We start from the raw sequence: 25,643 nt of genomic DNA, 5'->3' as shown, positions 1-25,643 counted from the left end.
AGGGCGCCTTGAAGTTCTGGCCCCTGATCAAGCTTCTCCCAGAGAAGACCAACTTCCGCTTCGTCGCCTTCGCTCGGTACGCCGCCATCCTTTCGGTGGTCGCGGTGCTGGGGTCGTTGTTCGCGGCGCTTTATCCGCTGAAGCCGCCGTGCGGCGGCCTGCACTGCGGCATCGACTTCCAGGGCGGCACCGTGCTCGAGATGTCCACCGCCCCGCAGGCTGTGGACATCGCCAAGGCCCGCGCCACGCTCGAGGCGATGAACCTGGGCGACGTGCAGCTGCAGACGGTGGGTTCGCCCAGCTCGGCGGCGGTGCGGTTCCAGACACCGGAAGGCGCAAGCGCTTCGGCGACGGTCGACAACGTCAAGGCTGCGCTCACCCGCGCCCTTGGCCAGGTCACCTTCCAGCGCGCGGACGTCGTCGGCCCCAAGGTGTCCGGCGAGCTCTTCCAGGCCGGCCTCATGGCTCTCGGCCTCGCGATCGGCCTCATGCTGGTCTACATCTGGTTCCGCTTCGAGCTGCAGTTCGGCATCGGCGCGGTCGTGGCCCTGTTCCACGACGTGATCCTGACCTTCGGGATCATCGCGCTGTTCAACTTCGAGTTCAATCTGACCACGGTTGCGGCGATCCTGACGATCATCGGCTACTCAATGAACGACACCGTCGTGGTGTTTGACCGCCTTCGCGAGAACCTGCGCAAGTACAAGCGCATGCCGCTCAAGGAAGTCATCGACCTGTCGATCAATGAGACCCTGTCGCGGACCATCATCACCGGCCTGACCGCCGTTCTGGCGCTGGGCGGGCTGGCGATCTTCGGCGGGCCGACGCTGTTCGGCATGTCGCTGATCCTGATGTTCGGCATCGCCATCGGCACCTACTCGTCGATCTATGTGGCGGCGCCGGTGATCCTGCTGTGGGGCGTCAAGCGTTCGGACGAGGAGGCCCAGCCTCTGAAGCCGGCGGACGCCCGCGGCTGACCCAGACGTAAGGGAGCGGCTTCATGGCGCGCAACGCCCCGTCCATCGACGCCTATGGCGACGGCGGCTTTCGCCTGGACGGGGCGCGGCACGACGGCTCGGTGCTGATCGTCGCCGACGAGCCGCGCAGCTGGTCGGTGACCTCCCTGGCCGAGCTCACGCCCGAAAGCCTTGAGCCGGTGCTCGCCGCCGGCCGGGTGGAGGTGGAGTTCGTGCTGCTGGGCGTCGGCGCCCGCAACGCCATGCCGCCGCGTCCCGTCCGCGAAGCGCTCCAGCAGGCCGGCATCGGGCTGGAGTTCATGGACACGCCCGCCGCCGCCCGGCTCTACAACGTCCTGACCGCCGAGGGCCGCCGTCTCGCCGCCGCCCTGATCGCCGTCTGAGCCCTAGTCGCGCTCAGCTTCCAGGCCGCTGCGAAACAACCTATACCTGAGTATCAGGGTAGGGAATCGAGGGGCTCATGATGGCCGGACTGCTTTCAAATCTGCGCAACACGATGATCGTCAGCTTCCTGCTGGCGCTGGTCATCGTGGTTGGGTACCTGATGCATCACGAGGCTTCGCCGGACGCGATCTTCTGGCAGGCCGTGTTCCGCTGGCTCCACACGCTGTTCGGCATCATGTGGATTGGCCTGCTGTACTACTTCAACTTCGTCCAGATCCGGAAAATGCCGGAGATCCCCGCCGAGCTGAAGCCGGCGGTCTCCAAGTACATCGCGCCCGAGGCGCTGTTCTGGTTCCGCTGGGCGGCTCTGCTGACCTGGGTCGCCGGCGTGATCTTGGCCTACACCCGCGGCTATCTGGTCGAGGCGATCACCCTGGGCGCCACCGAAGGTTTCCAGGTCCCGCAGCACACCTTCATCGGTCTCGGCATGTGGCTGGCCACGGTGATGTTCTTCAACGTCTGGCACTTCATCTGGCCGGCGCAGAAGATCGCCCTGGGCATCAAGGAAGGCACGCCAGAGCAAAAGGCGGCCGCCGCCCGCAAGGCGATGCTGTTCTCCCGCATCAACACCCTGCTGTCGGTGCCGATGCTGGTGACCATGACCATGACCCAGACCATCTTCGGCTAGCAGCCGAAGCGATCTAGGATCGGAAGGCCCGCCTCACCGGCGGGCCTTTTGCTTGTGTGTGAGCGTGATGAGCGAAGATCCCACCGACCTCGACGCCCTGGTGCGCCGCGTGGACCCCGATCGTTGGGCGTCGAGCCGCTTCATCGCCGATGCCGACAAGCGAGCCGATGTCCTGGCCCTCTACGCATTCGACCACGAGGTCGCCCGCGCGCCCCGCGTGGCGTCGAACCCGATCCTCGGTGAGATCCGCCTGACGTGGTGGGGCGAGGTGCTGGACGAGGTGTTCGAGGGCAGGGAAGTCCGCCGCCATCCCACCGCCCAGGCGCTGGCGCTGGCCGTGCGACGTCGCGAGCTGCCCCGCGCGGCCCTGCAGGCGATGATCGACACGCGCTACCGCGAGCTCGATCCCGCGGCCATGGACGAGACGGAGGCGCTCGACTGGGCGCGCGAGACCGGCGGCGTCGCCGCCGAGCTGGCGGCCCGCATTCTCGATCCTGACGCGCACACCGGCCCGGCGGGAACTCCTGGCGCGGCTTGGGCCCTGGCGCGACGCGTGCCTGACCAGCCGCACCTGCGGCCCGTCTTCGATCGGCTGCTCACCGAGGCCCGGCGCAGCGTCCGCAGCCTCGGCGTGGCCGCCTTTCCGGCGGTCGCCCACGCCACCTTCGCGGCGGAGCGGGCGGCGGGGCATACGCCGTCGGGCTTGCGCAGCCGGCTGCGGCTCACCCTGGCGGTGGCGCGGGGCCGGCTCTAGCGCCTATTCAGCCGCTTCCAGCACCGGAGCCCCGGTCGTCCAGGCGGCCAGGTCGGCCAGGGCGCGCTCGCCCATCAGCCGCTTCTTGGCCCGACCGCGCTCCTTGTTCGGCAGCCGCTTGCCTTCGGCGTCGCGCTTGGGCGCTTCCAGCGGCGGCAGCAGGCCGTAGTTGATGTTCATCGGCTGGAACGAGCCGGCCCCGCCTTCCAGGTGCCCGCCGGTGATGTGGTTCACCAGGGCGCCCAGCGCGGTCGTGGCGGGCGGCGCCTCCAGCGTGCGGCCCAGCCTCTCGGCGGCGGCCAGCCGTCCGGCGATCAAGCCGATGGCGGCGCTTTCCACATAGCCTTCGACGCCGGTGACCTGGCCTGCGAACCGCAGCCGAGGGGCGGCCTTCAGGCGCAGCTGACGGTCCAGCAGGCGCGGGCTGTTCAGGAAGGTGTTGCGGTGCAGGCCGCCCAGCCGCGCGAACACGGCCTTCTCCAGCCCCGGGATCATCCGGAAGATCTCCGACTGCGCCCCGTGCTTCAGCTTGGTCTGGAAGCCGACCATGTTCCACAGCGTGCCCAGCGCATTGTCCTGCCGCAGCTGGACGACCGCCCAGGGCTTCTGGTCCGGCTTGTGGGCGTTCGTCAGGCCCACCGGCTTCATCGGCCCGTGGCGCAGGGTCTCGCGTCCCCGCTCGGCCATCACTTCGATCGGCAGGCAGCCGTCGAAGTAGGGCACGTGCTCCCAGTCCTTGAACTCGGCCTTGGGGCCCGCCAGCAGGGCGTCGATGAACGCCTCGTACTGGTCCTTGTCCATTGGGCAGTTGATGTAGGCCGCCGCGTCTCCGCCGGGGCCTTCCTTGTCGTAGCGCGACTGCCGCCAGGCCACGTCCATGTCGATGGACTCGAAGTTCACGATCGGCGCGATGGCGTCGAAGAACGACAGCTGGCCTTCGCCCGTCAGGTCCAGGATCGCGTCCGCCAAGTCGGGCGAGGTGAGGGGGCCGGTGGCCACCACCACGCTGTCCCACTCCTCCGGCGGCAGGCCGGCCACTTCCTCGCGGCTGATGGTCACCAGGGGGTGCGCTTCCAGGCGCTCGGTCACCGCGCCGGAGAACCCGTCCCGGTCCACCGCCAGCGCGCCGCCGGCCGGCACCTGGTGCGCGTCGCCGCAGCCCATGATGATGGAGTCCAGCTTGCGCATCTCGGCATGCAGCAGGCCCACCGCATTGCCGGCCCAGTCATCGGCCCGGAAGGAGTTGGAGCAGACCAGTTCGGCCAGCTTGTCGGTGTGGTGGGCGTCGGTGCCGCGCACTGGCCGCATCTCGTGCAGCACCACCGGAACGCCGGCGCTGGCGATCTGCCAGGCCGCTTCCGAGCCGGCCAATCCGCCGCCGATCACGTGCACGGGCTTGTGGGAAGATGTCGTCATGCGCGGCTAACTAGCAACGATCGGTCGCCATCGCGAGCGGGGCCTTGCGTCGCGCTTGCGCGGCCCTAGTTTGCAGCCAAAGCAAGTCCGACTCGTTCGCATGAAGGCGTCGGTCCAAGGGACGAGAATGAACCAGTTTTCGCCGAGCGAAGCCGGCCTGGAAGGCTTTCGGGTCGCGCGGGAGAATCGCCGGGCGTTTGGCCTGTGGGTGCTGTTTTCTTTCGCCGTGAGCCTGCTGGGCGCGCTGGTCACCGTCAGCATGCCGGCCGAGGTGCGCACGGCCATGGAGACGCTGCAGTCGGACACCACCCCGGACGCCAGCACCTTCCTGCACGCCATGATCGCCATGGCTCCGCTGCTCGTCTTCGGGCTCGCCATCCAGTGCGTGATGGCGGCGGCGGTCTACCGCATCATCCTGCGCCACGACGACACCCGCTGGGGCTACCTGCGTCTGGGCCGTGACGAGCTGCGGCTGATGGGTTTGACCTTGATCTACCTCGGCCTGGCCATCGCCGGCCTGGTGGGCGTCACCATCGCCGCGGCGCTGCTGGCGGCGATCGCCGGCATGGGCGGCCAGGGCGTCGGCGCCTTCGTCGGCGTCGCCGCCGAGCTGTTCGCCATCGGCCTCGTCATTTATGTCGCGATCCGGCTGTCGCTCGCGCCGGTGATCACCTTCGCCGAGCGCCGCTTCGCCATCTTCGATTCCTGGCCGCTCACCCGCGGCGCCTTCTGGCGGCTGTTGGGAGCTTATGTGCTGGCCCTGTTCTGCATGATCGTGGTGACCATCGTCACCTTGGTGCTGTTCACCGCCGTGGCCGGCATCGTGGTGCTCCTGGCCGGCGGCCAGATGGAGGACGTCAGCCGGATGTTCGATCCGGACCAGACCTCGCTCGCGGCCTACTTCAACCCGCTGATGCTGGCCTACATGCTGGTCGGCAGCCTGATCACCGCCCTTTACTACGCGGTGATCGCCGCGCCGGGGGCCTGGGTCTACCAGCGGCTGCACGGTGATGCGCCGGCCGCCCCGTTGAGCCGGCCTGCCGACCACGGCTAAGGTGCGGGCGGGACGCGTATCGTCCCTGAAGGGGTTTGGATGAGCGAGTTTTCCGCCAGCGATGCGGCCATCGCCGGCTTTCGCCTGATCGGACAGCGCTGGCGCGTGATCGTCGGCTGGTCGATGGCCAATCTGCTGATCGTGATCGCCACGGCCATTGTGGCCAGCGTCATCGTCGTGGCCATCGGCGCGGCGGCAGGCGCCAGCCCGGTGGCGGCGGTGATCGCCGGGGCCATCGGCCTCCTGGCGACCCTTCTGGCCGGCGCGATCCTGGTCTGCGGCGTCTTCCGCCTGATGCTGCGCCCGGAGGAGCCGGCCTATCTGTTCCTGCGCGTCGGCAAGGAAGAGGCGCGCCTGGTGGTCGTCTGGCTGATCGGCATCGTCGCGTGGGGCATCCTGGCGGCGTGCATCGCGCTGGTCGGGCGCGCGCTGCAGGGGCAGGGCGGCCTGGCGGGCGGCGTGGCCTTTGCGCTGGTGCCTGTGGCCCTGGCGATCTGGCTCGGCGTGCGCTTCAGCCTCGCGGGCGTGATCAGCTTCGCCGAGCGTCGCATCGATTTCGCCCGCTCCTGGCGGCTGACGCATGGTCGCACCTGGGCTGTCCTCGGCATGTGCGTGATCACCGCCTGCCTGCTGGGCGTCGTGTGGATCGGCGCCTGGATCCTTCAGCTCGTCCTCACCGGCGCCCTGACCGGCTTCGACGATCTCGCCAGCCTCGTCGGTCAGGCTACCCTGGAGCGGCATCCCGGCCGCTTCCTGCTCCAGCTGCTGCTGCAGGTGCTCTTCGCCCCCGTGCTCTGGGTGCTCAGCCAGGCGCCCCTGGTCGCCACCTACAAAGCCCTGGTGGGACCGGCGCCGCAGGAAGTGGCGGCGGAGGCTTAAGCCCCGACCCGGCCCATCTCTGGCGAGGGGCCGCCGTTCAGCTCGCCGGGCAGCGGCGCAGGCGCGTCGATGTGGCAGATCACGCCCGTGCTGGGGAACTCCAGCCGCACCGCGCCCTGAAGCTCCCGGGCCAGCCCGCTTTCCAGCAGGCGCGAGCCGAACCCCCGCCGTGACGGCGGCACGACGGGCGGTCCTCCGCTCTCGCGCCACATCAGCCGCAACCGCGGCCCATCCGGGCTGCGCGCCAGCCACCATCGGATGTCGACCTGGCCGCTCTCTGACGACAGCGCGCCGTACTTGGCCGCATTGGTCCCGAGCTCATGCAGCGCCAAGGCCATGGCCACCGCCGTGCTCGGGCTCAGGCGAAGATCCGGGCCGTCCAGGCTGAAGGCTTGGTGCGTGGCCGGCTCAAAGGCGGCCGTGGCGCTGGCCAGCAGATCGCGCACCATCACCGGGCGCCATCCCAGGCTGGTCAGCAGGGTGTGCGCCGCCGCCAGCGTATGCAGACGCGCTTCGAAAGAGTCGTGGGCGTCGTCCAGGCTGGTCGCCCCGCGCAGCGTCTGGCGCGCCACGCCCTGGATGATCGTCAGGGTGTTCTTGACCCGGTGATTGAGCTCGTTGATCAGCAGCGTCTGGTGCCGCTCGGCCTCGGCCTGGCTGCGCAGCAGCTCCTTGCTTTCCCGGTACAGCCGCTCGGCCCGTTCGCGGTCCAGCCGCAGGACCTCGGCCAGATCGATGGCCCGCAAGGTGGAGCCCACCACTGCGGCCAGCGCGGTGAGCATCTCCGCATCGCCGGGCTGCGGGCCGTCCAGCTCGTCCCAGTAGGCGCCCAGCGCCCCGAACGGATTGGGCTCGCCGATCGGCGTCATCACCAAGCTGCGGATCGGCGTCTTCTCATAGGCCGCATGCGGCACGCGCATGTCCGCGTAGATGTCGGGGATGATCGCCTGCTGGCCGGACATGATGCTCCAGCCGGAAATGCAGTCCTCCAGCGCGAAGCGTTGACCCGTCCAAAGCTCGAAGTCGGCGTCTTCGGCGACATAGACGCACTCTTCGCCGTCACGCAGGGACATGGAGATCCCGCTGGCGCCGGACACCTCCCGCGCCGCCTGCCGCACGGCGTCCACCACCGCCGCGCGATCCTGGGCGCGGCCCAGGGCCTGGACGGCCCGCGCGAAGGCAAGGTACCGCGACGGTGTCATACGCTGCACTGGCTCACTGAGGGGTGTGAGCATGCCGCGCTACGTCACGCGGACCGGCATGCTGGCGGCAGACTACGCCCGGGAAGAGTCACAGTCGGTCGGGTTTACGACACTCCACGCGAGAACCTCGGAACCGGCTGCACGGCTGACGGGCGCCAGGCCCGCCGCCGTTACGATCCCTAGGCGCTCTTGCGCAGGGCGTCCCGGCGCTCGCGCCGACGCGCTTCGTGTCGCTCCAGCAGTTCGGCGAGATAGCGCCCCGTCCAGCTGGCCGGGATCTTGGCGACCTGTTCCGGGGTGCCGGCCGCCACGATCTCACCGCCGCCATCTCCCCCTTCAGGGCCGAAATCGACCAGCCAGTCGGCCGTCTTGATGACATCGAGATTGTGCTCGATCACCACCACCGTGTTGCCCTGTTCCACAAGCTCGTGAAGCACTTCCAGCAGTTTCTTCACGTCTTCGAAGTGCAGGCCGGTGGTCGGCTCGTCGAGGATGTAGAGCGTCTTGCCCGTCGCCCGGCGCGACAGTTCCTTGGACAGCTTCACCCGCTGGGCTTCACCGCCCGAAAGGGTGGTCGCCTGCTGACCGACCTTCACGTAGCCGAGGCCGACGCGCTTCAGCGTGTCCATCTTGTCCCGGATGACCGGCACGGCCTTGAAGAAGTCGGCGGCTTCCTCGACGGTCATATCAAGAACATCGGCGATGCTCTTGCCTTTGAACATGATTTCCAGGGTTTCGCGGTTGTAGCGCTTGCCGTGGCAGACATCGCAGGTGACGTACACGTCCGGCAGGAAGTGCATCTCGATCTTGATGACGCCGTCGCCCTGGCAGGCCTCGCACCGACCGCCCTTCACGTTGAAGGAGAACCGGCCCGGGCCATAGCCGCGAGCCTTGGACTCCGGCAGGCCCGCGAACCAGTCGCGGATCGGCTGGAAGGCGCCGGTGTAGGTGGCGGGGTTCGACCGCGGCGTGCGCCCGATCGGGCTCTGGTCGATGTCGATGATCTTGTCGAAGTTCTCCAGGCCCTCGATCCGGTCGTGGGGCGCAGGCGCGTCCGACGCGTTGTGCAGCCGCCGAGCCGCCGCCTTGTAGAGCGTCTCGATGGTGAAGGTCGACTTGCCGCCGCCCGACACCCCGGTAATGCAGGTGAAGGTGCCTACCGGGATCTCGCCGGTGATGTTCTTCAGGTTGTTGCCGGTGGCGCCGACGACCCGCAGCATCTTCTTCTTGGACCAGGGGCGGCGCTGTTCGGGCACCTCGATCTCTCGCGCGCCGGACAGGTACTGACCTGTCAGGCTCTTGGGGCTCGCCATGATGTCGGCCGGCTTGCCCTCGGCGATGATCTCCCCGCCATGCACGCCCGCCGCCGGACCCATGTCGATGACGTAGTCGGCGGTGAGGATCGCTTCCTCGTCGTGCTCCACCACCAGCACCGAGTTGCCCAGGTCGCGCAGACCGCGCAGGCTGTTCAGCAGCCGCGTGTTGTCCCGCTGGTGCAGGCCGATGGACGGCTCGTCGAGCACATAGAGCACGCCCGTCAGGCCGGAGCCGATCTGGCTGGCGAGGCGGATCCGCTGGCTTTCGCCGCCGGACAGGGTGCCGGATCCGCGCGAAAGGTTCAGATAGTCTAGGCCCACGTCCACCAGGAACCGGAGGCGATCGTTGATCTCCTTCAGGATGCGGCGGGCGATCTCCATCTGCTTGTCGGTCAGCTGACCCGCCAGGCCGTCGAACCACTCCCGCGCCTTGCGGATCGGCAGGTTCGAGATCTCGCCGATGTGCTGCGCGCCCACCTTCACGGCCAGCGCTTCCGGCTTCAGGCGATAGCCGTTGCAGGCCTCGCACGGCGTCTCGGACTGGTAGCGGCCCAGCTCCTCGCGAACCCAGGCGCTGTCGGTCTCGCGCCAGCGGCGCTCCAGGTTCGGCAGCACGCCTTCGAAGGTCTTGTTGACCTCGTACTTGCGCGCGTTGTCGTCGTAGACGAAGCGGATCTTCTCGCCGCCGGAACCGTGCAGGATCACCTTCTTCGCGGCGTCCTCCAGCTTGTGCCACGGCTTGTCCATGGAAAAGCCGTAGTGCTGGCTCAGCGCCTGCAGTGTCTGGGTGTAGAGCGGCGAGGGACCCTTGGCCCAGGGCGCGATGGCGCCCTTGTGCAGGGTCTTGTCCTTGTCCGGCACGATCAGGTCGGCGTCGAACGCCAGCTTCGCGCCCAGGCCGTCACAGACCGGGCACGCACCGTACGGGTTGTTGAACGAGAACAGCCGCGGCTCGATCTCGCTGATCGTGAAGCCGGACACTGGGCAGGCGAACTTCTCGGAGAAGATCAGCCGCTTGGGCTCCTGACCTTCCACCGCATCCGCCCATTCGGCCACGGCGATGCCGTCGGCCAGCCGCAGCGCGGTCTCGAGGCTGTCGGCGTAGCGGGTCTCCAGGCCGGGCTTCACCACCAGCCGGTCCACCACCACGTCGATGTCGTGCTTGAACTTCTTGTCGAGCGCCGGGGCGTCCTCGATCGGGTAGAACTCGCCGTCGATCTTCAGCCGCTGGAAGCCGGCCTTCTGCCACTCGGCGATCTCCTTGCGGTACTCGCCCTTGCGGCCGCGCACCACGGGCGCCAGCAGATAGAGGCGGGTGCCTTCCTCGATGGCCGACAGCTTGTCGACCATCTGGCTGATCGTCTGGCTCTCGATCGGCAGTCCGGTGGCCGGCGAGTACGGAACTCCGACCCGCGCCCACAGCAGGCGCATGTAGTCGTGGATCTCGGTCACAGTGCCGACGGTGGAGCGCGGGTTCCGGCTGGTGGTCTTCTGCTCGATCGAGATGGCCGGCGACAGGCCCTCGATCAGGTCCACGTCCGGTTTGCCCATCAGCTCCAGGAACTGGCGCGCATAGGCTGACAGGCTTTCGACGTAGCGCCGCTGGCCTTCGGCGTAGATGGTGTCGAAGGCGAGGGAGCTCTTGCCCGATCCCGACAGGCCGGTGAGCACCACCAACTCGCCGCGCGGGATGTCCACGCTGACGTCTTTGAGATTGTGCTCGCGCGCACCGCGCACGCGGATCTGGTTGTGCTGGTCGGCCATATTGTCCCGGAACGTTCAAAGCCCGCCAGGCGGTCCCGGCGGGGATTGCCTAATGTAGTTCGCCGAGTCACTCATACCAGCGAACGCAAGGTGAACGAAGCGGCTGCGGCGCCCCGCCGCGTCCTGCTGACACCACGGTGGCAACAAGTCCGCGGCGAGGCCTTCGGTCAAGCGGCTCGGCGCTTCCCGGCCCAGGCGTAGACGCCGGCGGCCACCGCGATGTAGCCGACCAGCGCCAGCAGCACGCCGGGGCCGAAGCCTTCCGGCGCCAGGGCCAACGGCGCGCCGTTGCCGGTTCCGACGATCAGCCCGGCCAGGGCCACGTTGAACAGGCTCTCGCCTACGATGAAGCCGGAGACCACCAGCACGCCCAGGCGCTTGGCCACTTCGCCGCCGGCCCGCTTCTCCACGGTCCGGTCAAAGATCCAGCCGGACACCGCGCCGATCACCACCGGGGCGGTCACCGTCACCGGCAGGTAGATCGCCATGCCGACGCCCAGGGGCGGCAGGCTGTACTTGCCGCCACGGCGCAGGAAGGCGTCCGTCGCCACCAGCACCACGCCAATCAGCCCGCCGACGCCGATCAGGCCCCAGTCGAGCTGGCCGTCGATCACGCCCTTGGCCAGGGTGGAGATCAGCGTCGCTTGCGGGGCGGGCAGCGGGTCCGCCGCGATCGCCTGGCTGTTGGGCGCGCCGGCGAAGCCATAGGCCTTATTCAGCAGCTCCAAGATCGGCGGGATCATCGCCGAGCCGGCGACCACGCCGACCACCAGCGCGGCCTGCTGGCGCCACGGCGTGGCGTCCACCAGTTGGCCGGTCTTCAGGTCCTGCAGGTTGTCGTTGGCGGCCACGGCCACGGCCAGCAGCACCCCCGTGACCAGCAGGGCGAAGGCCACCAGCGGCCGCGTGTCGGCGTCCGGCAGGGCGGCCCGCCCGATCACGGCGGTCAGCACCGCGGCGCCCAGCACCGCCAGGATCGCCATGCCGCTCACCGGGCTGTTGGACGAGCCGATCAGGCCGGCCATGTAGCCGCAAACCGCCGCCACGGCGAAGCCGGCGATCACCACATAGAGCATGGCCGAAAGGGTCAGCGGCCCGATCACCGAGGCCAGCGGACCGCCTGCCAGGAACCGCATGATCAGGATCGCCATGGGCACGAGGCAGAGCAGGGCGATCAGGCCGACGATGCCGATCGGCATGTCCTGCTCGGTCCGCCCCAGCAGCGCGCCGCCGCCCGAGCGCCGCTGACGCTGCGCCGCCACGGCCGAGGTCAGGCCCGCGCCCACCGGCCCGATCAGCTTGGCCAGGGTCCAGATCGCCGCCACCCCGATGGCGCCGGCGCCGATGAAGCGCACCTTGGTGCTCCAGACCTCGCCCGCCACATCCGCGGCGGGGCCGGCGGCAGGCGTCAGGGTGCTGAGGATCGGGACGGCGAAACCCCAGGCGATGATCAGGCCGGTGAGCATGGCCATGCCCACCGCCATGCCCATCAGGTGGCCGGCGCCGAACAGCGCCAGCGACGCCGACCCGCCCAGGCCCGTGACACCGCCGGTCGGAATGCGGAAGTAGGCGGCGATCTCGGCGGCGAACACGCGCGAGGCGGTCAGCGCGGCGTAGAGCGCCGAGGCCACCGAGCCCAGGAGAATGCCGATCAGCCCCTGCTTGCCCTCGGCCGCGGCTTCCGGCGTGTCGGCCCGCGACCCCGAGCCCACCTTCAGCACCTCCGCGGCGGCGACGCCTTCGGGGTAGGGCAGGTCGGACTGGGTCACCAGCGCCCGGCGCAGGGGGATGGTGTACATCACACCGAGCACCCCGCCGATCGCGCAGATGCCGAACGAGGTCCAGAACGGAAAGCCCGTCCAGGCGCCGATCATCACCAGGCCCGGCAGCACGAAGATCACCGAGGCCATGGCGCCGGCGGCCGAGGCCACCGTCTGGACGATGTTGTTCTCGTAGATGGACGAGTTCTTGAAGGCCCGCAGCAGGGCCATGGAGATCACCGCGGCCGGGATCGAGGAGGCGAAGGTCAGGCCGACCCGCAGGCCGAGGTAGACGTTGGCCGCCGTGAACACGAGGGTGATCAGCACCCCCAGCACGATCCCCCGGACCGTCAGCTCCACGCGTCCGCGGTCCGCCGTCTCCACTGCCGCCATCTTAAGCTCTCCCCCATAGGCTCTTCGGCCCACCCGGCCAGTTAGAGCCGAAGCGGGCCGATGCTCAAGCCGCGGGGATGTGTTCAGAAGCGGCGGGTCACCCCGATCTGCACAACCGGGTAGTATTTGTAGTCGCTGGCGTCCTCGCGAATGTCCGCCGCTTCCTGAGCCACCGCGGCCTGCACCGCCGGCTGGTCTGAGAAGGCGCCGCCGACCGCGCGCAGATCGACTTCCGGGTCGTCGCTGAACGAGACGCCCACAAGCGCCTTGAAGCCCCAGGCGCCGCCGCTCGTGAAGGTGTTGTCGAAGCCCAGGCCCACGAACGGCTGCACGTCCGACAGCTTGGCCTCCCCTTCAAGCCGGCCGATCTGCGCAGGCGTGAAGGTCTGCCCGCCCACCGTCACGTTGCCGGTCGGCTCGGAGCGGAGCTCCAGCTCGCGCTTTCCGAAGTAGGCGCCGGCCGACACCAGGAAAGCGCCGCCGCCTGGATGCCAGTCGGCGAACAGGCCCGCGGTGCGGGACTTCAGCTTCCCGTCATAGGGGATGTCGGAGTAGGTCTCGTCACGGCTGTAGCTCAGCCAGTCGCCGCCGCCGCGCAGCACCAGTCCTGGCGCCGCCTGATACTGCAGCTCCGCGCCGACGCCCGGGGTGCCCAGGTTTACGCCGGCGGCGAAGGGTGAGGTCTGGGCCAGGGCCGGAGCCGTCCCGAACACAGCGGCCGCCGCCGCAAGCACCACCAGTGCGCGCATTCTCTTCCTCCATCGCGTGTCCGGCCAGAACTCGGCAGGACGCGGGAGGTTCACCCGTAGCTGTGGCCTCAGGCCCGCTGGTTCAGGGTGATGGCAGTGGCGCCACGGGCCGCCGACGCCGGGGGCAGGGCGCCCGGCCCGTAGCCGCTGCGCTGCTCGCGCTGATTGGCCACTTCCTCGGCGATGGTTTTCACCAAGCCTTCGGTGACGGTGCGGGCCGCATCGATGGCCCGGCCCTGGCGGTCCAGCACCGCGTGGAAGGCCTCGGTCGCCCGGATGAGCTTCTGGCGCTGGTCGGACGGCGCGCTCGACACCAGGCCGGGGTTGGCCCGCACCCGCGTGGACTCGTGCCGGTAGATGTTGGCCAGCCGCGCCGTTTCCTCGTGAAAGGCCATGGCGTCCTGCGGCCGGCGCTCTTCGAAGCAGCGGGCGCCCGCGGCCACCAGTTCGGTGAGCCGCTCGGTGAGCAGGATCATCTGATCGACGCGATCGGCGGCGTCGTTGACGACGAGAGCCATCTTACTTCAGCCCCTGGAGTTTGAGCATTTCACGGTTGACGGTGTCGGTCAGGCCGACGCCGCCGGCCCGGGTCATCTGCTTGGCCATGGCCTCGGCCATGAAGGACTTGAACATGTCCTCGCCGGGCCCGCCGCCGAACGGGGCGGAGGTCTTCACGCCCTCGAACATCTGCTGGATCATGATCGAGAGGAACGAGCTCTCGAAGTTCTGCGCCGTCTCGCGAATCTTGCCGCGCTTGGCGAGCTCGGCCGCATCCGTCTTGGCCGGCGGGTTCAGCAGGTTCGGCTGAACGGCGATGGGGGTCAGCGCGACGTCCATCACATCACCTCGATGTCGGCTTGCAGGGCGCCGGCGGCCTTGATGGTCTGCAGGATCGAGATCATGTCCCGCGGCGTGACGCCCAACGCGTTCAGGCCGGAGACCAGGGTCGACAGCGAGGCCCCGTTTCTCACCGTCACGAACTGGCGGCCGGTCTCCTCGTCCACCTGCACGTCGCTTTGCGGCACCACGGCCGTCTGGCCGGCGCGGGCGAAGGGGGCGGGCTGGCTTACCGCCGGGCTTTCCTGGACCGTGATGGTCAGGTTGCCCTGCTGGATGGCGACGGTGGAGACCCGCACGGCCTCGCCCATCACGATCACCCCGGCGACTTCGTCGATCACCACCTTGGCCGGCGCGTCGGGCTCGACGCTCAGGTTCTCCACCGTGGAGACGAAGCTGATCATGTCCATGCCGGCCGGCGGGCGGATGCTGACGATGGTCGGGTTGTCGGCGGCGGCCGAGCCGGGGAACTTGCCGTTGATCACCTCGGCGATGCGACGCGCGGTGGTGAAGTCGGGATTGCGCAGGGTCATGCGCAGCTGGTTCATGGCGGCCAGCTGGAAGCCGATCTCCCGCTCCACCAGGGCCCCGCTGGCGATGCGGCCAGCCGTCGGCACGCCCTTGGAGACGCTGGAGCCCGATGCGCCCGAGGCGCTGACCGAGCCGGTCTGCACCGTGCCCTGGGCCACCGCATAGGCCTGGCCGTCGGCGCCCAGCAGCGGCGTCACCAGCAGGGTGCCGCCCAGCAGGCTCTTGGCATCGCCCAGCGCCGAGACGCTGACGTCCACCGACGAGCCCGAAGCCGCAAAGGCCGGCAGCCGGGCGGTGACCATCACCGCCGCCACGTTCTTGGTGTTCAGCTGCGCGTCGCGGGTGTTGACGCCCAGGCGCTCCAGCATGGCTTCCAAGCTCTGCTTGGTCATGGGCGCGTTGCGCAGCGCATCGCCCGTGCCGTTCAGCCCGACCACGATGCCGTAGCCGACCAGCATGTTGTCGCGAACGCCTTCGAACTCGACGATGTCCTTGATGCGCGACTTGGCGAACGCCGGCGCCGCCGCAAGGCTTGCGGCCACGAGGGCAACGGAGAAGAGGCGAAGAGCGCGAAGCATGGTTAACCGCACAGCTGTTTTCGCCACGCCCCATGCGACAGCCGTGCCAATTGGCCCGCGTCCAAAAAGCCGAGTAGATTCAACTCACGCGGCGCAATGGGGTGTCGGCGCCAAGCGGCCTCGGCAGAAATTGCCCGGCATTAACCATACCGCAAGCGCGCCCGGGCCAGTTTGCGGCTAGGCTTGGGAGAGGAGTTGAGTCTCAGCCATGAAGGTCAGCGGCACAGGCGGTCCGAATGCAGCCGGCGCGGCGCGCGGCGCCCGTCCCGGCGCGGCCGGCGGCGGCTTCAAGCTGCCCTCCGTAAGCGGGGCTGCGGGGCCAGCCCAGGCGAGCGGCGTCGGCTCGGTGGCGGGCGTCATGGGCGTCGAGGCGCTGCTGGCACTGCAGGACGTGGGCGGGCCTCTGGAGCGGCGCCGTCGCGCCGTGCGGCGCGCCGACCGCATCCTCGACGTGCTCGACGAAGTGAAGGTGGCGCTGCTTGGCGGCGATCTGTCGGGCGCCGAGCTCGACCGCCTGCAACGGGCCATCCGCGAAGAACGCACGAACACGGACGATCCGAGGCTCGAGGCGGTGCTCGACGAAATCGAAGTTCGCGCGGCAGTGGAGATCGCGAAGCTTGAACACGGAGCGCGTGCGGCGTAATCGCCCGTCCGCGGCGGCTGCATTGAAAGCAGTGTTCTCTTTGCTATAAGCCCGTCGCGTGTCTCAGGGATCCCAGGGGGCGTGAGGTTTTCATGAACGCAGCCACAGTCTTGGCTGAGAAGCCTGAATATCGTCCTACGGAGGACGAGGAATTCATGAACGAGCGTCAGCTTGAGTATTTCAAGCAGAAGCTCCTGAACTGGAAAGAAGAGATCCTGCGCGAGTCGCAGCAGACTCTGACCCACCTGCAAAGCGAAACCGAGAATCATCCGGACTTGGCCGACCGGGCCTCTTCGGAAACGGATCGGGCACTTGAGCTGCGCACCCGTGATCGGCAGCGCAAGCTGATTTCCAAGATCGACGAGGCGCTGCGGCGCATCGAGGATGGCTCCTACGGCTACTGCGAAGAGACCGGCGAGCCGATCGGCGTCGCCCGGCTCGAGGCCCGTCCGATCGCCACCCTGAGCCTGGAAGCCCAGGAGCGGCACGAGCGCCGCGAACGCGTTCACCGCGACGACTGAGTGCAAGGCCCCTCGCGGGGCCTTTTCTTTTGCGCGTCAGGCGCCGTCGAGGCCCAGGGCGTCGACGGCGGCGTCGTACTCTTCCTGCGCCCGGTAGTAGTTCTGCAGCGCAGCCGCCTTTTCGGCTTCGGACGCCTTGTCCCGGCGCTCGGCGGCCTTTTGCAGCGCCTCGTTCGCGGCCTGCCAGCGCGCGTAGCCGGGTTGATCCTCGATGCTCATGGCGGTTGTCCTCGCGCTTGCCTCAGGTCTGGGGCGCAGGTCCTGCCTCAGCAAGCCGGCCCAAGTCCAGCCTGGGCTCGGCTCGCCAGGGCAGGGGCGTTAGGTCGCCAGCGCCGCGGCGGGCTGCGGCGACAGGCTGGCCGGCCGAATCGCAGGCTCCGGCCGACGCGGCGTCTCCGTCCCGGCGCCCAGCAGCCGCAACATGGTCTCGACCACCACCGAACGGCTCTGCGGGGAGAACAGCGCGTGGTCGACGTCCTCGCGGAAGGTGACCGTCACGCCCTTGCGCCGCGACAGCCAGCGGCCCGCCCGGCCGAAGTTGCCTTCCAGTTCGTCCAGGTACTCGTCGTGCACGCCCACCAGGATCTGCACCTGACCGCCGGCCCTCGACAGACGGCGCACGCCGTCGCGCACCAGCCGCCCTTCCGGCGTCGGCCGGTAGAGACCTAGGGCGGTGGTGATGCGGGTTGTCAGCAGGCGAACCGCGCTGCCGGCCGCCACCTGGCCGCTCAGCAGTTTGCGCCAGGCGCTGGAGCTCGCCAGGCTCCGCAGGCGCATGCGCCGCGGCTCCACCGTGGTCTGTCCGGCGCTGGTCAGCCGGTAGCCCTCCCGCCAGACCAGCCGCGGATTGACCAGCAGCACCTTGCCCAGCCGGCTGTCCGCCATCGCCGCCTGCAGCGCATGGTAGGCGCCCGAGCAGACGCCGCTCAGCATCACCTCCGGGTGGCCGCAGCTGCGCAGGAGGTCCGCGGCGGCCTGCAGATCACCGACCCGGCTGTCCTCGAACACGTGGCTCCGCCACGTCGGACCCGCACTGTCGCTTTCGCCCAGCCCCGCGAAGTCGAACCGCAAGCTGGTGACCCCGCTGGCCGCCAGCCGCCGCGCCGCTTCCGTGCCGAAGTCGCCAATGCCGGCGCGCGGATCCGCGCCCGTGTTGCAGAACACCACCGCCGTCTGCCGCGCTTCGCCCGTCGGGCGGCACAGCACGCCTCGCAGGCCGCGGCCGAAGGCGACCGGCTGCTCGCACCATCCGGCTCCCGTCAGGGCTGCCAAGGATGTCTCCCGGGCTACCGGCGCCGGCCGCAGGCGAGGGAAGCTCTCGCCGGCCCATTCGGCCGCCTGCGCGAACAGGGCCTCGGGCGTCTCGTTGACGTGGGCTTCCCGGAACAGCGCCTCGTAGCCTTCGAACGCGGCGTGCTCCACATTGGCGGCGATCCCGGCCAGCGGCCCGACACCGGCATCCCGTGTCGCCACCAGCGCCTGGGGCGCCAGAGCTTTGAGCCCCCGCAGGTCCATGTTCTGCAGGCTGCGGATCGAGGCCTCCGTCAGGTGCAGGCCGTCCAGCTCCAGCCCGGGGCGTTCGGTGGGCTCGCCGCCGGTCACCCGGATCGCCAGCTGCAGCTCACGGACCCAGCCCCGTCCCGTGACGATCGGGGCCAGCAGCAACAGCCCTTCTGGCCGGACCTCCGCTGCTGCGGCGGCCGCCAGGCTGGCCCCCAGGCGCAGGCCGCCCAGCACCAGGTTGGCCGCCCCCGTCGCGGTGCGCGCAAAGGCGGCCGCGCTCTTCACGCCCGCCAGCCAATGGCTCCACTGGTCGGCGTCCGGTGGGAGCGGCGCGGAATCGCCTGTTCCCGGATGGTCGTAGCGCAGCACCGACACGCCCTGGCGCACCAGCATCCCGGCCAGCAGCCACAGCGGCCGGTAGGCCCGCCGCGCTTCACCGCCAACCGGCGGGCACAGCACCACAACGACTCCCCGATCCAGGTGCGGCGCCGGTCGGTGCAGGGCGCCGAAGCAGCCATCGAAAATCACCGATCGCATCGACGCGCCCGGAGCAGCCCGCACGGCCGCCTGTCTTTGTGGGTCTTCCAGCAACGCACACCTCCCAGCCAAGCTTCGAACAGCCAAGGTCAACCTTGGGTGCATGGCCAAGGTTCCCGCCGGATGCAGAGTTGTTCGGAGCCCTTTCGGAGGCTTGTGCGCAGCCTCCGAAAGGTCGCTGCGGCGCGCCCGTCAGGCGCCTGCCGGCCTCGGCGGCGTCACGCGCCAGATGGTGTTGGACAGGTCGTCCGCGACGATAAGGGCGCCGCGCGGATCGACGGTCACGCCAACCGGCCGGCCCCGTGCCTTCCCGTCGGCGCCCAGAAACCCGGTGACCACATCCCTGGGCGGCCCGGCGGGGCGGCCGTTCTGGAACGGCACGAACACCACCTTGTAGCCGGACGGCTGCGAGCGGTTCCAGCTGCCGTGCTCGCCGACGAAGACCCCGTCGGCGAAGGCTGCGCCCATGGCCGGGTTGGAGAACGCCACGCCCAGGGCGGCGACATGCGCCCCCAGGCTGTAGTCGGGCCGGATGGCGGTGGCGACCTTTTGCGGATCCTGCGGCCGCACCCGGTTGTCCACGTTCTGGCCCCAGTAGCTGTAGGGCCAGCCGTAGAAGCCGCCATCGCGGACAAAGGTCAGGTAGTCGGGCACCAGGTTCGGGCCCAACTCGTCCCGCTCGTTGACCACCGCCCACAGCTGCCCGGTGCCCGGCTGGATCGCCAGAGCCGTCGGGTTGCGCAGGCCGGTTGCGAACGGGCGGTGCGCTCCGCTGGCCGCGTCGATCTGCCAGACCATCGCCCGGTCGGCCTCGGCCGGCATGCCGCGCTCAGTGATGTTGCTGTTGGAGCCGATGCCCACATACAGGAACCGGCCGTCAGGGCTGGCCGCCAGCGACTTGGTCCAGTGGTGGTTGATGTGGCTGGGCAGGTCCGTGACTTTGACCGGCGGGGCGCCTGCCTGGGTCTGGCCCGGCGTATAGGCGAACCGGACCAGCGCGCCCTGGTTGGCCACGTAGAGCTGGTCGCCCACCAGCGCGAGCCCGTAGGGCGCGTCCAGCTTGTCGGCGAACACGGTGCGCAGCTCATAGACCCCGTCGCCGTTGGCGTCGCGCAGCAGGGTCAGCCGGTTGCCGCTCTTCACGGACGTGGTGCCCTTGGACTTGATCATCCCGGCGATGATGTCCTTCGGGCGCAGCTTTGGAGCGTGTCCGCCCCGGCCTTCCGCCACCAGGATGTCGCCGTTGGGCAGCACCAGGGTCTGCCGCGGGATCGCCAGGTTGGTGGCGATCGCCGTGACCGTGTAGCCGGCCGGCACGAGGGGGCGCTGCTGGCCCCACGGGCCCGGCTCGGAGATCTTCATGCTGGGCAGGAGCCCACGCTCCGGTTCCGGCAGAGTGGGGTTCGGGCCGTAGTGCTGCGCCTCTTCACCCCCGCCGCAAGCGGTGAGCAGGGCGGCGGTCGCGACGAGCGGAAGCAGGCGAAGGTTCCTCATTGCACCGCTCCCGTGCGGGCCTGTGCTACGGCGAACCAGATCGCCGCGATCGCCAGCGCAGTGGTGACAAGCGACAGGATCAGCCCAGCGGGCATCGTGCCCCAGGCGTCACGGGCGTGGGTGAGGGAGTTCAGCAGCCCGACCAAGAAGGTTGCGACCAGGATGCCGAGGCCGATCAGGCCGGCGCGGCTGCGCCCGCGGTCCAGCACGACCTCCACCAAGGACCAGGCCAACGCCACGCCGGTGAACACCATGGCGCCGGCGATCAGCCAGTCTGCGAAGTTCAGCCACTGGATCTCGTAAGTGCGCGCATAGGCGATGTCGCTCAGCAGCCCGCCCAGAAACAGGGGCGCCGCGCAGGAGACCAGCACCACGTAGAGAAGGTGGAGCCCTGTTGTGGCCCTCTGGCTCAAGATCGCTCGCAACCCATGTCCCTCCTCAACCCACGAGTCCGACCGCCCGGCAGTCGCCGCAGGCCGCAACGACGCGCCGCCCATACCCTTGGCGGGTGACGCGCCACGTCGAAACTCTGGCCTACGGTGTGGGTTCCGATCCGGTTAGCCCGCCGTTCGGCGAGGCCGCCCTCTCAGCGCATCGAGGCTCCAGGGGCCAGGGCCCGCGAACACCAGGTAGAGGAACACGAAGCAGTAGAGGATCGCCCCATCGCCGGAATTGTTCACGGGGAAGGGGTCCTGCGGCGCGTGGGCGATGAAGTAGGCGAACGCGCACATGCCCGAGGCGAGGAACGCCGCCGCGCGGGTCAGCAGGCCCAACGTGATCAGCGCGCCGGCGACCAGCTCGATCGGCCCCGACCACCAGATCAGGCTGAACGGCTCCGCGCCGCCCTGGCCGCCCGGCGGAAAGCCGAGCAGCTTCTGCGTCCCGTGCTCCAGGAACAGCAGGCCGGTCATGATCCGCAGGATGCTCAGCATCTGGGGGCGCCATTCGTTGAGGGTGGTTGCGATCGCCATAGCCGGCCTCCCGTTCTGGAGCTTCAGCTGAACACACGCGGTCAGAGATAACAATGTTCCGGGTTCTGCGGCGGGATCGGGGTCTGAAAAAATTGCCCATCTTCCGCAGCCATGTTCTTGTTGTGTTCATGTCCGCGAACCTCGCCATGACCGAACGCCACGGCCGGCTGCTCGCCGCCTTCGCGGAACGTGCTGCGCGGCTGGCTGAGAACCTGGCTGATCGCGCCCTGGCGGCGGACGACGCCGCCGAGGCGGCCGATCTCGCCCGCGCCTTCCACACGGTTGGACGCTCCTTGCGCCAGGCTATCGCGCTCGAGCAGAGGCTGGAGCGCGACGCGGCGCGCGCCCAGCGTCAGGCGCGGGAGAGCGGGGAGGTGGATCCCCAGGCGGTGGACGCCCGCAAGCGCCTGCTGGCCGACCAGCTTCGGGCCCTGGCCTGGCGAGAAAGCGAGCCGCTGGACGTCGATCTGGCGGGCGAAGACGATTGCGCCGAAGAGCTTCTTTGCGAGCACCTGGAGCAGGAGTTGGAGAACGCCGCTGCGGCCGATCCAAAGAGCTTCCTCGCCACGCCGGTCGAGACCCAGGTCACTCACTTCCTGAGCCGCTTCCACTCGGCGGCGCCTTCCAAGCTGAAGCCGTTGGCGCGGCCGCAGCGGGCGGAGCGGGCTGCGCCAGCCTGAAGCTGGTGCGCGCTCTCGCCCTGGCGTCCACATCACCTTTTCAGCTCTCTGCGCCTGCCGACCGTCTCGCCCGACCGGGCGAGCGGCGGCTCATCATGTCGGAACACCCCCGCGTTCGGACCGTTGGCTTTTGCTCCCAAGCCCCGGCCACGCTACATGAGCCCTATGACCGCGACCTCGTTCCACGCGATCCACACCCACGGCTTCGTGCGGGTGGCGGCCTGCACCCCCAAGGTCCTTCCTGGCGATCCGGGCTTCAACGCCGCCGAGACCCTGGCCCTGGCGCGTGAAGGCCACGCCCGCGGCGTCGACCTGATGCTGTTCCCAGAGCTCGGCATCTCCGCCTACGCCATCGACGACCTCTTCCTCCAGGACGCGCTTCTGCGCCGGGTGGAAACGGAGATCGCGGGGCTGGTCGAGGCCAGCCGCGATCTCAACCCGGTGCTGATCGTCGGCGCGCCGGTGCCGCATAACGGGGCGCTCTACAATTGCGCGGTGGTCATTTCCAAGGGGCGCATCCTCGGCATCACGCCCAAGAGCTTTCTGCCGAACTACCGCGAGTATTACGAGAACCGCTGGTTCACACCCGGCTTCGGCGTCACTGGCCTTGAAACACGCTACGCGGGCCAGGTCGTGCCGTTTGGCACGGACCTGATCTACGAAGCCTCGGACCTGTCCGACTTCATTTTCCACACCGAGATCTGCGAGGACTTCTGGACGGCGACCCCGCCGTCTTCGATGGCCGCCCTGGCCGGCGCGCTGATCCTTTGCAACCTGTCGGCGTCCAACATCGTGATCGGCAAGGCCGACGAGCGCGAGCTGTTGTGCGCCTCCCAGTCGTCGCGCTGCTCGGCGGCCTACCTCTATTCCGCGGCCGGCCCGGGCGAGAGCACGACGGACCTGGCTTGGGACGGACAGGCCAGCATTCACGAGATGGGCCGCAGGCTCGCCCAGACCGATCGCTTCCCCACCCAGGCGCAGATGGCCCTTGCCGACATCGACGTCGAGCGGCTGCGCCTGGAGCGCCTGCGCACGCCGACTTTCAACAACGCCGCCGTCGCCGCCGATCGGCCCGAGCGGCGCTATCGCCGCATCTTCTTCGAGCATCGACCGCACTTCCAGGATGTGGGCCTTCTGCGGGCGATCGATCGCTTCCCCTACGTGCCGGACGATCCGGCCCGCCTGGATCGGGACTGCTACGAGGCCTTCAACATCCAGGTTCAGGGCCTGGTGAAGCGGCTTCAGTTCACCAGGAGCCAGCACATCGTCATCGGCGTGTCCGGCGGCCTCGACTCCACCCATGCCCTGATCGTCGCCGCCAAGGCGTTCGATCTGCTCGGCAAGCCGCGTTCGGACATCCTCGGCTTCACCATGCCGGGCTTCGCCACCAGCGAGGGCACCAAGTCGAACGCTTGGGCCCTGATGAACGCCCTGGGGATCACCGGCCGCGAGATCGACATCAAGCCGACCGCCCGGCAGATGCTGGCCGACATCGGTCACCCCTTCGCCGGCGGCGAGCCCGTCTACGACGTTACGTTCGAGAACGTGCAGGCCGGCCTTCGCACCGACTACCTCTTCCGGCTGGCCAACCAGAACCACGGCTTTGTGCTCGGCACCGGCGATCTGTCAGAACTGGCCCTGGGCTGGTGCACCTACGGCGTCGGCGATCAGATGAGCCACTACAACGTCAACGGCTCGGTGCCGAAGACCTTGATCCAGCACTTGATCCGCTGGGTGGCCAACACCGGTCAGTTCGACCAGACCGCGTCGCAGACCCTGCTGGGCGTGCTCGGCACGGAGATCTCGCCCGAGCTGGTGCCCGCCGACTCGACCGGCCAGATCCAGAGCACTCAGGCGAAGATCGGCCCCTACGAGCTGCAGGACTTTAACCTCTACTACATCACTCGCTACGGGCTGCGGCCCTCCAAGGTGGCCTTCCTGGCCTGGCACGCCTGGCGCGACGTGGAGGAGGGCGAGTGGCCGCCCCACTTCCCAGACGAGATCCGCAACGCCTACGACTTGGCGCAGATCAAGACGTGGCTGAAGCTGTTCCTCTTCCGCTTCTTCGAGATCAGCCAGTTCAAGCGCTCGGCCATGCCCAACGGGCCAAAGGTGGTGTCCGGCGGCAACCTGTCGCCGCGGGGCGACTGGCGGGCGCCCTCCGACGGCACGGCCAAGGTGTGGCTCGAAGAGCTGGAGGCCAACGTCCCCTAGCGGAACGCCATCCAGCGTCCGGGCTTGGTGCGCGCCGCCCGGCGCGCGTCCAGCCAGCGCGCCAGCATCCGCCATGCGGCGCCCGCCACCAGCACCCAGCCATAAGGCGGATTTGAATCGATCCGGTGCGGCTCTTCCATCGCGAGCTCCCGTGCTAAGCTTCTGCTAGAGGGTTTCGCCGCATACCGACGATCGCTCAAACGTGTTCTCCTGCTGGATGGATAAGCTGCACTTATGTCGGGGCTGTTGTCCGCCATTCCGCTGAGCGCCATCCGGGTGTTCGAAGCCGCCGCCCGTCTGGGCAGCTTCACCCGCGCCGCGCAGGAGCTCGGCATGACCCAGGCCGCCGTCAGCTGGCAGGTGAAGGCGCTGGAGAAGCGGCTCGATCAGCACCTGTTCCGCCGCTTGCCCCGGGAGGTGGCGCTCACGCCCGCCGGCGAGCGGCTGGCCCGCGCGGCCTCCGAGGCGATGAGCGTCCTGCGCACCGCCCTCGAGGACCTCAGCACCTCCACCGGCGGCGTCCTCGCGGTGACCAGCGTCGCCACCCTCGCGACCCAGTGGCTGGCCCCGCGCCTGGGCGCTTTCCAGCTCAAGCACCCGGACATCGCCGTCCGGCTCGACACCGCGGTGAAGACCCTGGACCTCGTTCGCGGTGAGGCCGACGTCGCTCTGCGTCTCGGCTCTGGTGAGTGGGACGGGCTGGAGAGCATCCGCCTGTTCCCATCCATCCTGACCCCCCTATGCACGCCCGAGGTCGCAGCCCAGCTCAGCGGGGCGCCCGCGCCTGAGGTGCTGCTGGAAGCCACCCGCATCGGCGAAGCGGTGGAATGGAACGCCTGGTTCAAGGCCGCCGGCGTGCCGCCGCCCGAGACCGAAGCGCGCCTCGTGATGCAGGCCGACTTCCAGGCGCTGGAGGTGGCCGCCGCCTTGGCTGACGGCGGTGTCGCGCTGGGATCGCCCATCCTGTTCGCCCGCGAGCTGGCCGCCGGACGTCTGGTGCAGCCCTTCGAAACCTGCGTCACCTTCCGTGGCGGCTACTGGCTGGCCTACCCGAAGGAGCGCCGGCGCACCCGCAAGATCGCCGAATTCCGGGATTGGCTTGTTGCCTGCGTGGCCGAAGATCCGGCGATCGCACGCTACGCGCCGCTCGCCGAGACGGCGGTCTAGACGAGGTCGATGATGGAGGGCGCTTCGTCGCTTGCGGCCGGCATCGCGCGAAGCGCCGGCACGATGTCCTCCACGCGGGAGACGGCATGCCAGTAGTCCATGAACTCGGGCGGGGTCAGCTTCGCCTCCACCGTGTGGCGGAACAGGGCGAACAGCGGCTCCCAGAAGCCGTCGGGGCTGTAGAAGACCACCGGTTTGGCGTGCAGGTCGAGCCGGCGCCAGGAGAGCAGTTCGACCACTTCCTCCAGGGTGCCGACGCCCCCCGGCAGGATCACGAAGGCGTCGGAGCGCTCGTACATCATCATCTTGCGCTCGTGCATGTTGCCGACGACCACCGTCTCCACGGCGTCATAGGCGCGCTCGCGGCTGACCAGGAACTCGGGGATGATCCCCAGCACCTCGCCTCCGGCTTCATGCGCGGCGCGGGCGCAGGCGCCCATCAGTCCCACGCCGCCCCCGCCGTAGACCAGTCGCAGCCCCTCACTCGCCAGGGCGGCCCCGAACTCGCCCGCGGCGCTGAGGAAGGCGGGATCGGTCGCATCGGACGAGCCGCAGAAGACGCAGACCGAATCCAGATGCGAGAAGGAAGGCGCCATGTGGGAAGCTCCAGTGCGCCCGCGGCCGCTTGCCG

Annotated in this window: 26 protein-coding genes; 11 read left to right on the top strand and 15 right to left on the bottom strand. The window is 69.1% G+C overall.

The window, feature by feature from the left end; genetic code table 11:
* Positions 1-8 precede the first annotated feature (8 nt).
* The 4 genes from secF (at position 9) to DJ018_RS14555 (ending at position 2,803) form a co-directional block, all read left to right on the top strand.
* Positions 9-977 carry a protein translocase subunit SecF gene (gene secF / locus DJ018_RS14570; RefSeq protein WP_111515675.1) on the top strand — a complete coding sequence of 323 codons (969 nt, stop codon included), beginning with the start codon at positions 9-11 and terminating at the stop codon, positions 975-977.
* Positions 978-1,000: 23 nt separating this feature from the next.
* On the top strand, positions 1,001-1,360 hold the full coding sequence (locus tag DJ018_RS14565; RefSeq protein ID WP_111515674.1) for an Mth938-like domain-containing protein: 360 nt from the start codon (positions 1,001-1,003) through the stop codon (positions 1,358-1,360).
* An 80-nt stretch (positions 1,361-1,440) separates the two neighbouring features.
* On the top strand, positions 1,441-2,049 hold the full coding sequence (locus tag DJ018_RS14560; protein WP_111515764.1) for a urate hydroxylase PuuD: 609 nt from the start codon (positions 1,441-1,443) through the stop codon (positions 2,047-2,049).
* 67 nt (positions 2,050-2,116) lie between these two features.
* A complete protein-coding gene (locus tag DJ018_RS14555; RefSeq protein WP_111515673.1) occupies positions 2,117-2,803 on the top strand; it encodes a squalene/phytoene synthase family protein in 687 nt (228 codons plus the stop codon).
* Positions 2,804-2,806: 3 nt separating this feature from the next.
* On the opposite strand, the gene trmFO is transcribed toward DJ018_RS14555, so the two are convergent.
* Positions 2,807-4,219: a methylenetetrahydrofolate--tRNA-(uracil(54)-C(5))-methyltransferase (FADH(2)-oxidizing) TrmFO gene (trmFO, locus tag DJ018_RS14550; RefSeq protein WP_111515672.1), complete on the bottom strand. Its 1,413-nt coding sequence runs from the start codon at positions 4,217-4,219 to the stop codon at positions 2,807-2,809.
* 127 nt (positions 4,220-4,346) lie between these two features.
* Here trmFO and DJ018_RS14545 point away from each other — a divergent pair, with 127 nt between their 5' ends.
* Both DJ018_RS14545 and DJ018_RS14540 read left to right on the top strand, forming a co-directional pair.
* Positions 4,347-5,273 (top strand): hypothetical protein, encoded by a 927-nt coding sequence (locus DJ018_RS14545; RefSeq protein ID WP_111515671.1) that lies wholly within the window; start codon positions 4,347-4,349, stop codon positions 5,271-5,273.
* Positions 5,274-5,312: 39 nt separating this feature from the next.
* Positions 5,313-6,152 carry a hypothetical protein gene (locus tag DJ018_RS14540; RefSeq protein WP_111515670.1) on the top strand — a complete coding sequence of 280 codons (840 nt, stop codon included), beginning with the start codon at positions 5,313-5,315 and terminating at the stop codon, positions 6,150-6,152.
* Here the strand turns inward: DJ018_RS14540 and DJ018_RS14535 are convergent.
* From DJ018_RS14535 to DJ018_RS14505, 7 genes are all read right to left on the bottom strand, one after another.
* The gene (locus tag DJ018_RS14535) at positions 6,149-7,354 is read right to left on the bottom strand and encodes a sensor histidine kinase (RefSeq protein WP_165842933.1); all 1,206 of its coding nucleotides are present in this window, start codon (positions 7,352-7,354) and stop codon (positions 6,149-6,151) included. The two genes, DJ018_RS14540 and DJ018_RS14535, sit on opposite strands and share 4 nt — an antisense overlap.
* Before the next feature lie 179 nt (positions 7,355-7,533).
* The gene (gene uvrA / locus DJ018_RS14530) at positions 7,534-10,434 is read right to left on the bottom strand and encodes an excinuclease ABC subunit UvrA (protein ID WP_111515668.1); all 2,901 of its coding nucleotides are present in this window, start codon (positions 10,432-10,434) and stop codon (positions 7,534-7,536) included.
* A 167-nt stretch (positions 10,435-10,601) separates the two neighbouring features.
* The gene (locus tag DJ018_RS14525) at positions 10,602-12,587 is read right to left on the bottom strand and encodes an OPT family oligopeptide transporter (RefSeq protein WP_111515667.1); all 1,986 of its coding nucleotides are present in this window, start codon (positions 12,585-12,587) and stop codon (positions 10,602-10,604) included.
* A gap of 83 nt (positions 12,588-12,670) precedes the next feature.
* Positions 12,671-13,336, bottom strand: coding sequence for a hypothetical protein (locus DJ018_RS14520; protein ID WP_111515666.1), 666 nt, complete (start codon positions 13,334-13,336; stop codon positions 12,671-12,673).
* Positions 13,337-13,404: 68 nt separating this feature from the next.
* A complete protein-coding gene (locus DJ018_RS14515; protein WP_111515665.1) occupies positions 13,405-13,854 on the bottom strand; it encodes a flagellar basal body protein in 450 nt (149 codons plus the stop codon).
* A 1-nt stretch (position 13,855) separates the two neighbouring features.
* Positions 13,856-14,173: a rod-binding protein gene (locus DJ018_RS14510; protein WP_111515664.1), complete on the bottom strand. Its 318-nt coding sequence runs from the start codon at positions 14,171-14,173 to the stop codon at positions 13,856-13,858.
* Complete coding sequence (locus DJ018_RS14505) at positions 14,173-15,282, bottom strand: flagellar basal body P-ring protein FlgI (protein WP_111515663.1); 1,110 nt, start codon at positions 15,280-15,282, stop codon at positions 14,173-14,175. The genes DJ018_RS14510 and DJ018_RS14505 overlap by 1 nt, the downstream gene beginning before the upstream one ends.
* A 208-nt stretch (positions 15,283-15,490) precedes the next feature.
* Here DJ018_RS14505 and fliX point away from each other — a divergent pair, with 208 nt between their 5' ends.
* Positions 15,491-15,925, top strand: coding sequence for a flagellar assembly regulator FliX (fliX, locus tag DJ018_RS14500; protein WP_111515662.1), 435 nt, complete (start codon positions 15,491-15,493; stop codon positions 15,923-15,925).
* Between the two features lie 92 nt (positions 15,926-16,017).
* Entirely contained in the window at positions 16,018-16,446 is a 429-nt protein-coding gene (gene dksA, locus DJ018_RS14495) for an RNA polymerase-binding protein DksA (RefSeq protein WP_111515661.1), read from the top strand.
* Positions 16,447-16,482: 36 nt separating this feature from the next.
* On the opposite strand, the gene DJ018_RS14490 is transcribed toward dksA, so the two are convergent.
* The 5 genes from DJ018_RS14490 to DJ018_RS14470 form a co-directional block, all read right to left on the bottom strand.
* Positions 16,483-16,665 (bottom strand): hypothetical protein, encoded by a 183-nt coding sequence (locus DJ018_RS14490; RefSeq protein ID WP_111515660.1) that lies wholly within the window; start codon positions 16,663-16,665, stop codon positions 16,483-16,485.
* 99 nt (positions 16,666-16,764) lie between these two features.
* Complete coding sequence (locus DJ018_RS14485; protein ID WP_165842932.1) at positions 16,765-18,486, bottom strand: alpha/beta fold hydrolase; 1,722 nt, start codon at positions 18,484-18,486, stop codon at positions 16,765-16,767.
* A gap of 192 nt (positions 18,487-18,678) precedes the next feature.
* Positions 18,679-19,980: a PQQ-dependent sugar dehydrogenase gene (locus tag DJ018_RS14480; RefSeq protein WP_111515658.1), complete on the bottom strand. Its 1,302-nt coding sequence runs from the start codon at positions 19,978-19,980 to the stop codon at positions 18,679-18,681.
* Positions 19,977-20,393: a DUF2231 domain-containing protein gene (locus DJ018_RS14475; protein WP_205853777.1), complete on the bottom strand. Its 417-nt coding sequence runs from the start codon at positions 20,391-20,393 to the stop codon at positions 19,977-19,979. The genes DJ018_RS14480 and DJ018_RS14475 overlap by 4 nt, the downstream gene beginning before the upstream one ends.
* A gap of 144 nt (positions 20,394-20,537) precedes the next feature.
* Positions 20,538-20,951, bottom strand: coding sequence for a DoxX family protein (locus tag DJ018_RS14470; RefSeq protein WP_111515656.1), 414 nt, complete (start codon positions 20,949-20,951; stop codon positions 20,538-20,540).
* Between the two features lie 128 nt (positions 20,952-21,079).
* On the opposite strand from DJ018_RS14470, the gene DJ018_RS14465 reads away from it, so the two are divergent.
* Both DJ018_RS14465 and DJ018_RS14460 read left to right on the top strand, forming a co-directional pair.
* Positions 21,080-21,631 (top strand): hypothetical protein, encoded by a 552-nt coding sequence (locus DJ018_RS14465; RefSeq protein WP_165842931.1) that lies wholly within the window; start codon positions 21,080-21,082, stop codon positions 21,629-21,631.
* Between the two features lie 165 nt (positions 21,632-21,796).
* Complete coding sequence (locus tag DJ018_RS14460; protein ID WP_111515654.1) at positions 21,797-23,845, top strand: NAD(+) synthase; 2,049 nt, start codon at positions 21,797-21,799, stop codon at positions 23,843-23,845.
* On the opposite strand, the gene DJ018_RS19245 is transcribed toward DJ018_RS14460, so the two are convergent.
* Positions 23,842-23,985, bottom strand: a complete 144-nt coding sequence (locus DJ018_RS19245) for a hypothetical protein (RefSeq protein WP_165842930.1) — start codon at positions 23,983-23,985, stop codon at positions 23,842-23,844. The genes DJ018_RS14460 and DJ018_RS19245 overlap by 4 nt on opposite strands.
* Positions 23,986-24,079: 94 nt before the next feature.
* Here DJ018_RS19245 and DJ018_RS14455 point away from each other — a divergent pair, with 94 nt between their 5' ends.
* Positions 24,080-25,012 carry a LysR substrate-binding domain-containing protein gene (locus DJ018_RS14455; protein ID WP_111515653.1) on the top strand — a complete coding sequence of 311 codons (933 nt, stop codon included), beginning with the start codon at positions 24,080-24,082 and terminating at the stop codon, positions 25,010-25,012.
* Here DJ018_RS14455 and DJ018_RS14450 read toward each other — a convergent pair.
* Positions 25,009-25,608: an LOG family protein gene (locus tag DJ018_RS14450; protein ID WP_111515652.1), complete on the bottom strand. Its 600-nt coding sequence runs from the start codon at positions 25,606-25,608 to the stop codon at positions 25,009-25,011. The two genes, DJ018_RS14455 and DJ018_RS14450, sit on opposite strands and share 4 nt — an antisense overlap.
* Positions 25,609-25,643 lie beyond the last annotated feature (35 nt).

This window comes from Phenylobacterium deserti (genome assembly GCF_003254705.1).
Lineage (GTDB): Bacteria > Pseudomonadota > Alphaproteobacteria > Caulobacterales > Caulobacteraceae > Phenylobacterium > Phenylobacterium deserti.
The sequence above is the reverse complement of the archived record's forward strand: the minus strand, read 5'-3'. Positions and strand labels throughout refer to the sequence as shown.

Coding starts and splice junctions, on each gene's coding strand:
- DJ018_RS14565 (WP_111515674.1), top strand. CDS start 1,001: ATGGCGCGCAACGCCCCGTCCATCGACGCCTATGGCGACGGCGGCTTT.
- DJ018_RS14560 (WP_111515764.1), top strand. CDS start 1,441: ATGGCCGGACTGCTTTCAAATCTGCGCAACACGATGATCGTCAGCTTC.
- DJ018_RS14555 (WP_111515673.1), top strand. CDS start 2,117: ATGAGCGAAGATCCCACCGACCTCGACGCCCTGGTGCGCCGCGTGGAC.
- trmFO (WP_111515672.1), bottom strand. CDS start 4,219: ATGACGACATCTTCCCACAAGCCCGTGCACGTGATCGGCGGCGGATTG.
- DJ018_RS14545 (WP_111515671.1), top strand. CDS start 4,347: ATGAACCAGTTTTCGCCGAGCGAAGCCGGCCTGGAAGGCTTTCGGGTC.
- DJ018_RS14540 (WP_111515670.1), top strand. CDS start 5,313: ATGAGCGAGTTTTCCGCCAGCGATGCGGCCATCGCCGGCTTTCGCCTG.
- DJ018_RS14535 (WP_165842933.1), bottom strand. CDS start 7,354: ATGACACCGTCGCGGTACCTTGCCTTCGCGCGGGCCGTCCAGGCCCTG.
- uvrA (WP_111515668.1), bottom strand. CDS start 10,434: ATGGCCGACCAGCACAACCAGATCCGCGTGCGCGGTGCGCGCGAGCAC.
- DJ018_RS14525 (WP_111515667.1), bottom strand. CDS start 12,587: ATGGCGGCAGTGGAGACGGCGGACCGCGGACGCGTGGAGCTGACGGTC.
- DJ018_RS14520 (WP_111515666.1), bottom strand. CDS start 13,336: ATGCGCGCACTGGTGGTGCTTGCGGCGGCGGCCGCTGTGTTCGGGACG.
- DJ018_RS14515 (WP_111515665.1), bottom strand. CDS start 13,854: ATGGCTCTCGTCGTCAACGACGCCGCCGATCGCGTCGATCAGATGATC.
- DJ018_RS14510 (WP_111515664.1), bottom strand. CDS start 14,173: ATGGACGTCGCGCTGACCCCCATCGCCGTTCAGCCGAACCTGCTGAAC.
- DJ018_RS14505 (WP_111515663.1), bottom strand. CDS start 15,282: ATGCTTCGCGCTCTTCGCCTCTTCTCCGTTGCCCTCGTGGCCGCAAGC.
- fliX (WP_111515662.1), top strand. CDS start 15,491: ATGAAGGTCAGCGGCACAGGCGGTCCGAATGCAGCCGGCGCGGCGCGC.
- dksA (WP_111515661.1), top strand. CDS start 16,018: ATGAACGCAGCCACAGTCTTGGCTGAGAAGCCTGAATATCGTCCTACG.
- DJ018_RS14490 (WP_111515660.1), bottom strand. CDS start 16,665: ATGAGCATCGAGGATCAACCCGGCTACGCGCGCTGGCAGGCCGCGAAC.
- DJ018_RS14485 (WP_165842932.1), bottom strand. CDS start 18,486: ATGCGATCGGTGATTTTCGATGGCTGCTTCGGCGCCCTGCACCGACCG.
- DJ018_RS14480 (WP_111515658.1), bottom strand. CDS start 19,980: ATGAGGAACCTTCGCCTGCTTCCGCTCGTCGCGACCGCCGCCCTGCTC.
- DJ018_RS14470 (WP_111515656.1), bottom strand. CDS start 20,951: ATGGCGATCGCAACCACCCTCAACGAATGGCGCCCCCAGATGCTGAGC.
- DJ018_RS14465 (WP_165842931.1), top strand. CDS start 21,080: ATGTCCGCGAACCTCGCCATGACCGAACGCCACGGCCGGCTGCTCGCC.
- DJ018_RS14460 (WP_111515654.1), top strand. CDS start 21,797: ATGACCGCGACCTCGTTCCACGCGATCCACACCCACGGCTTCGTGCGG.
- DJ018_RS19245 (WP_165842930.1), bottom strand. CDS start 23,985: ATGGAAGAGCCGCACCGGATCGATTCAAATCCGCCTTATGGCTGGGTG.
- DJ018_RS14455 (WP_111515653.1), top strand. CDS start 24,080: ATGTCGGGGCTGTTGTCCGCCATTCCGCTGAGCGCCATCCGGGTGTTC.
- DJ018_RS14450 (WP_111515652.1), bottom strand. CDS start 25,608: ATGGCGCCTTCCTTCTCGCATCTGGATTCGGTCTGCGTCTTCTGCGGC.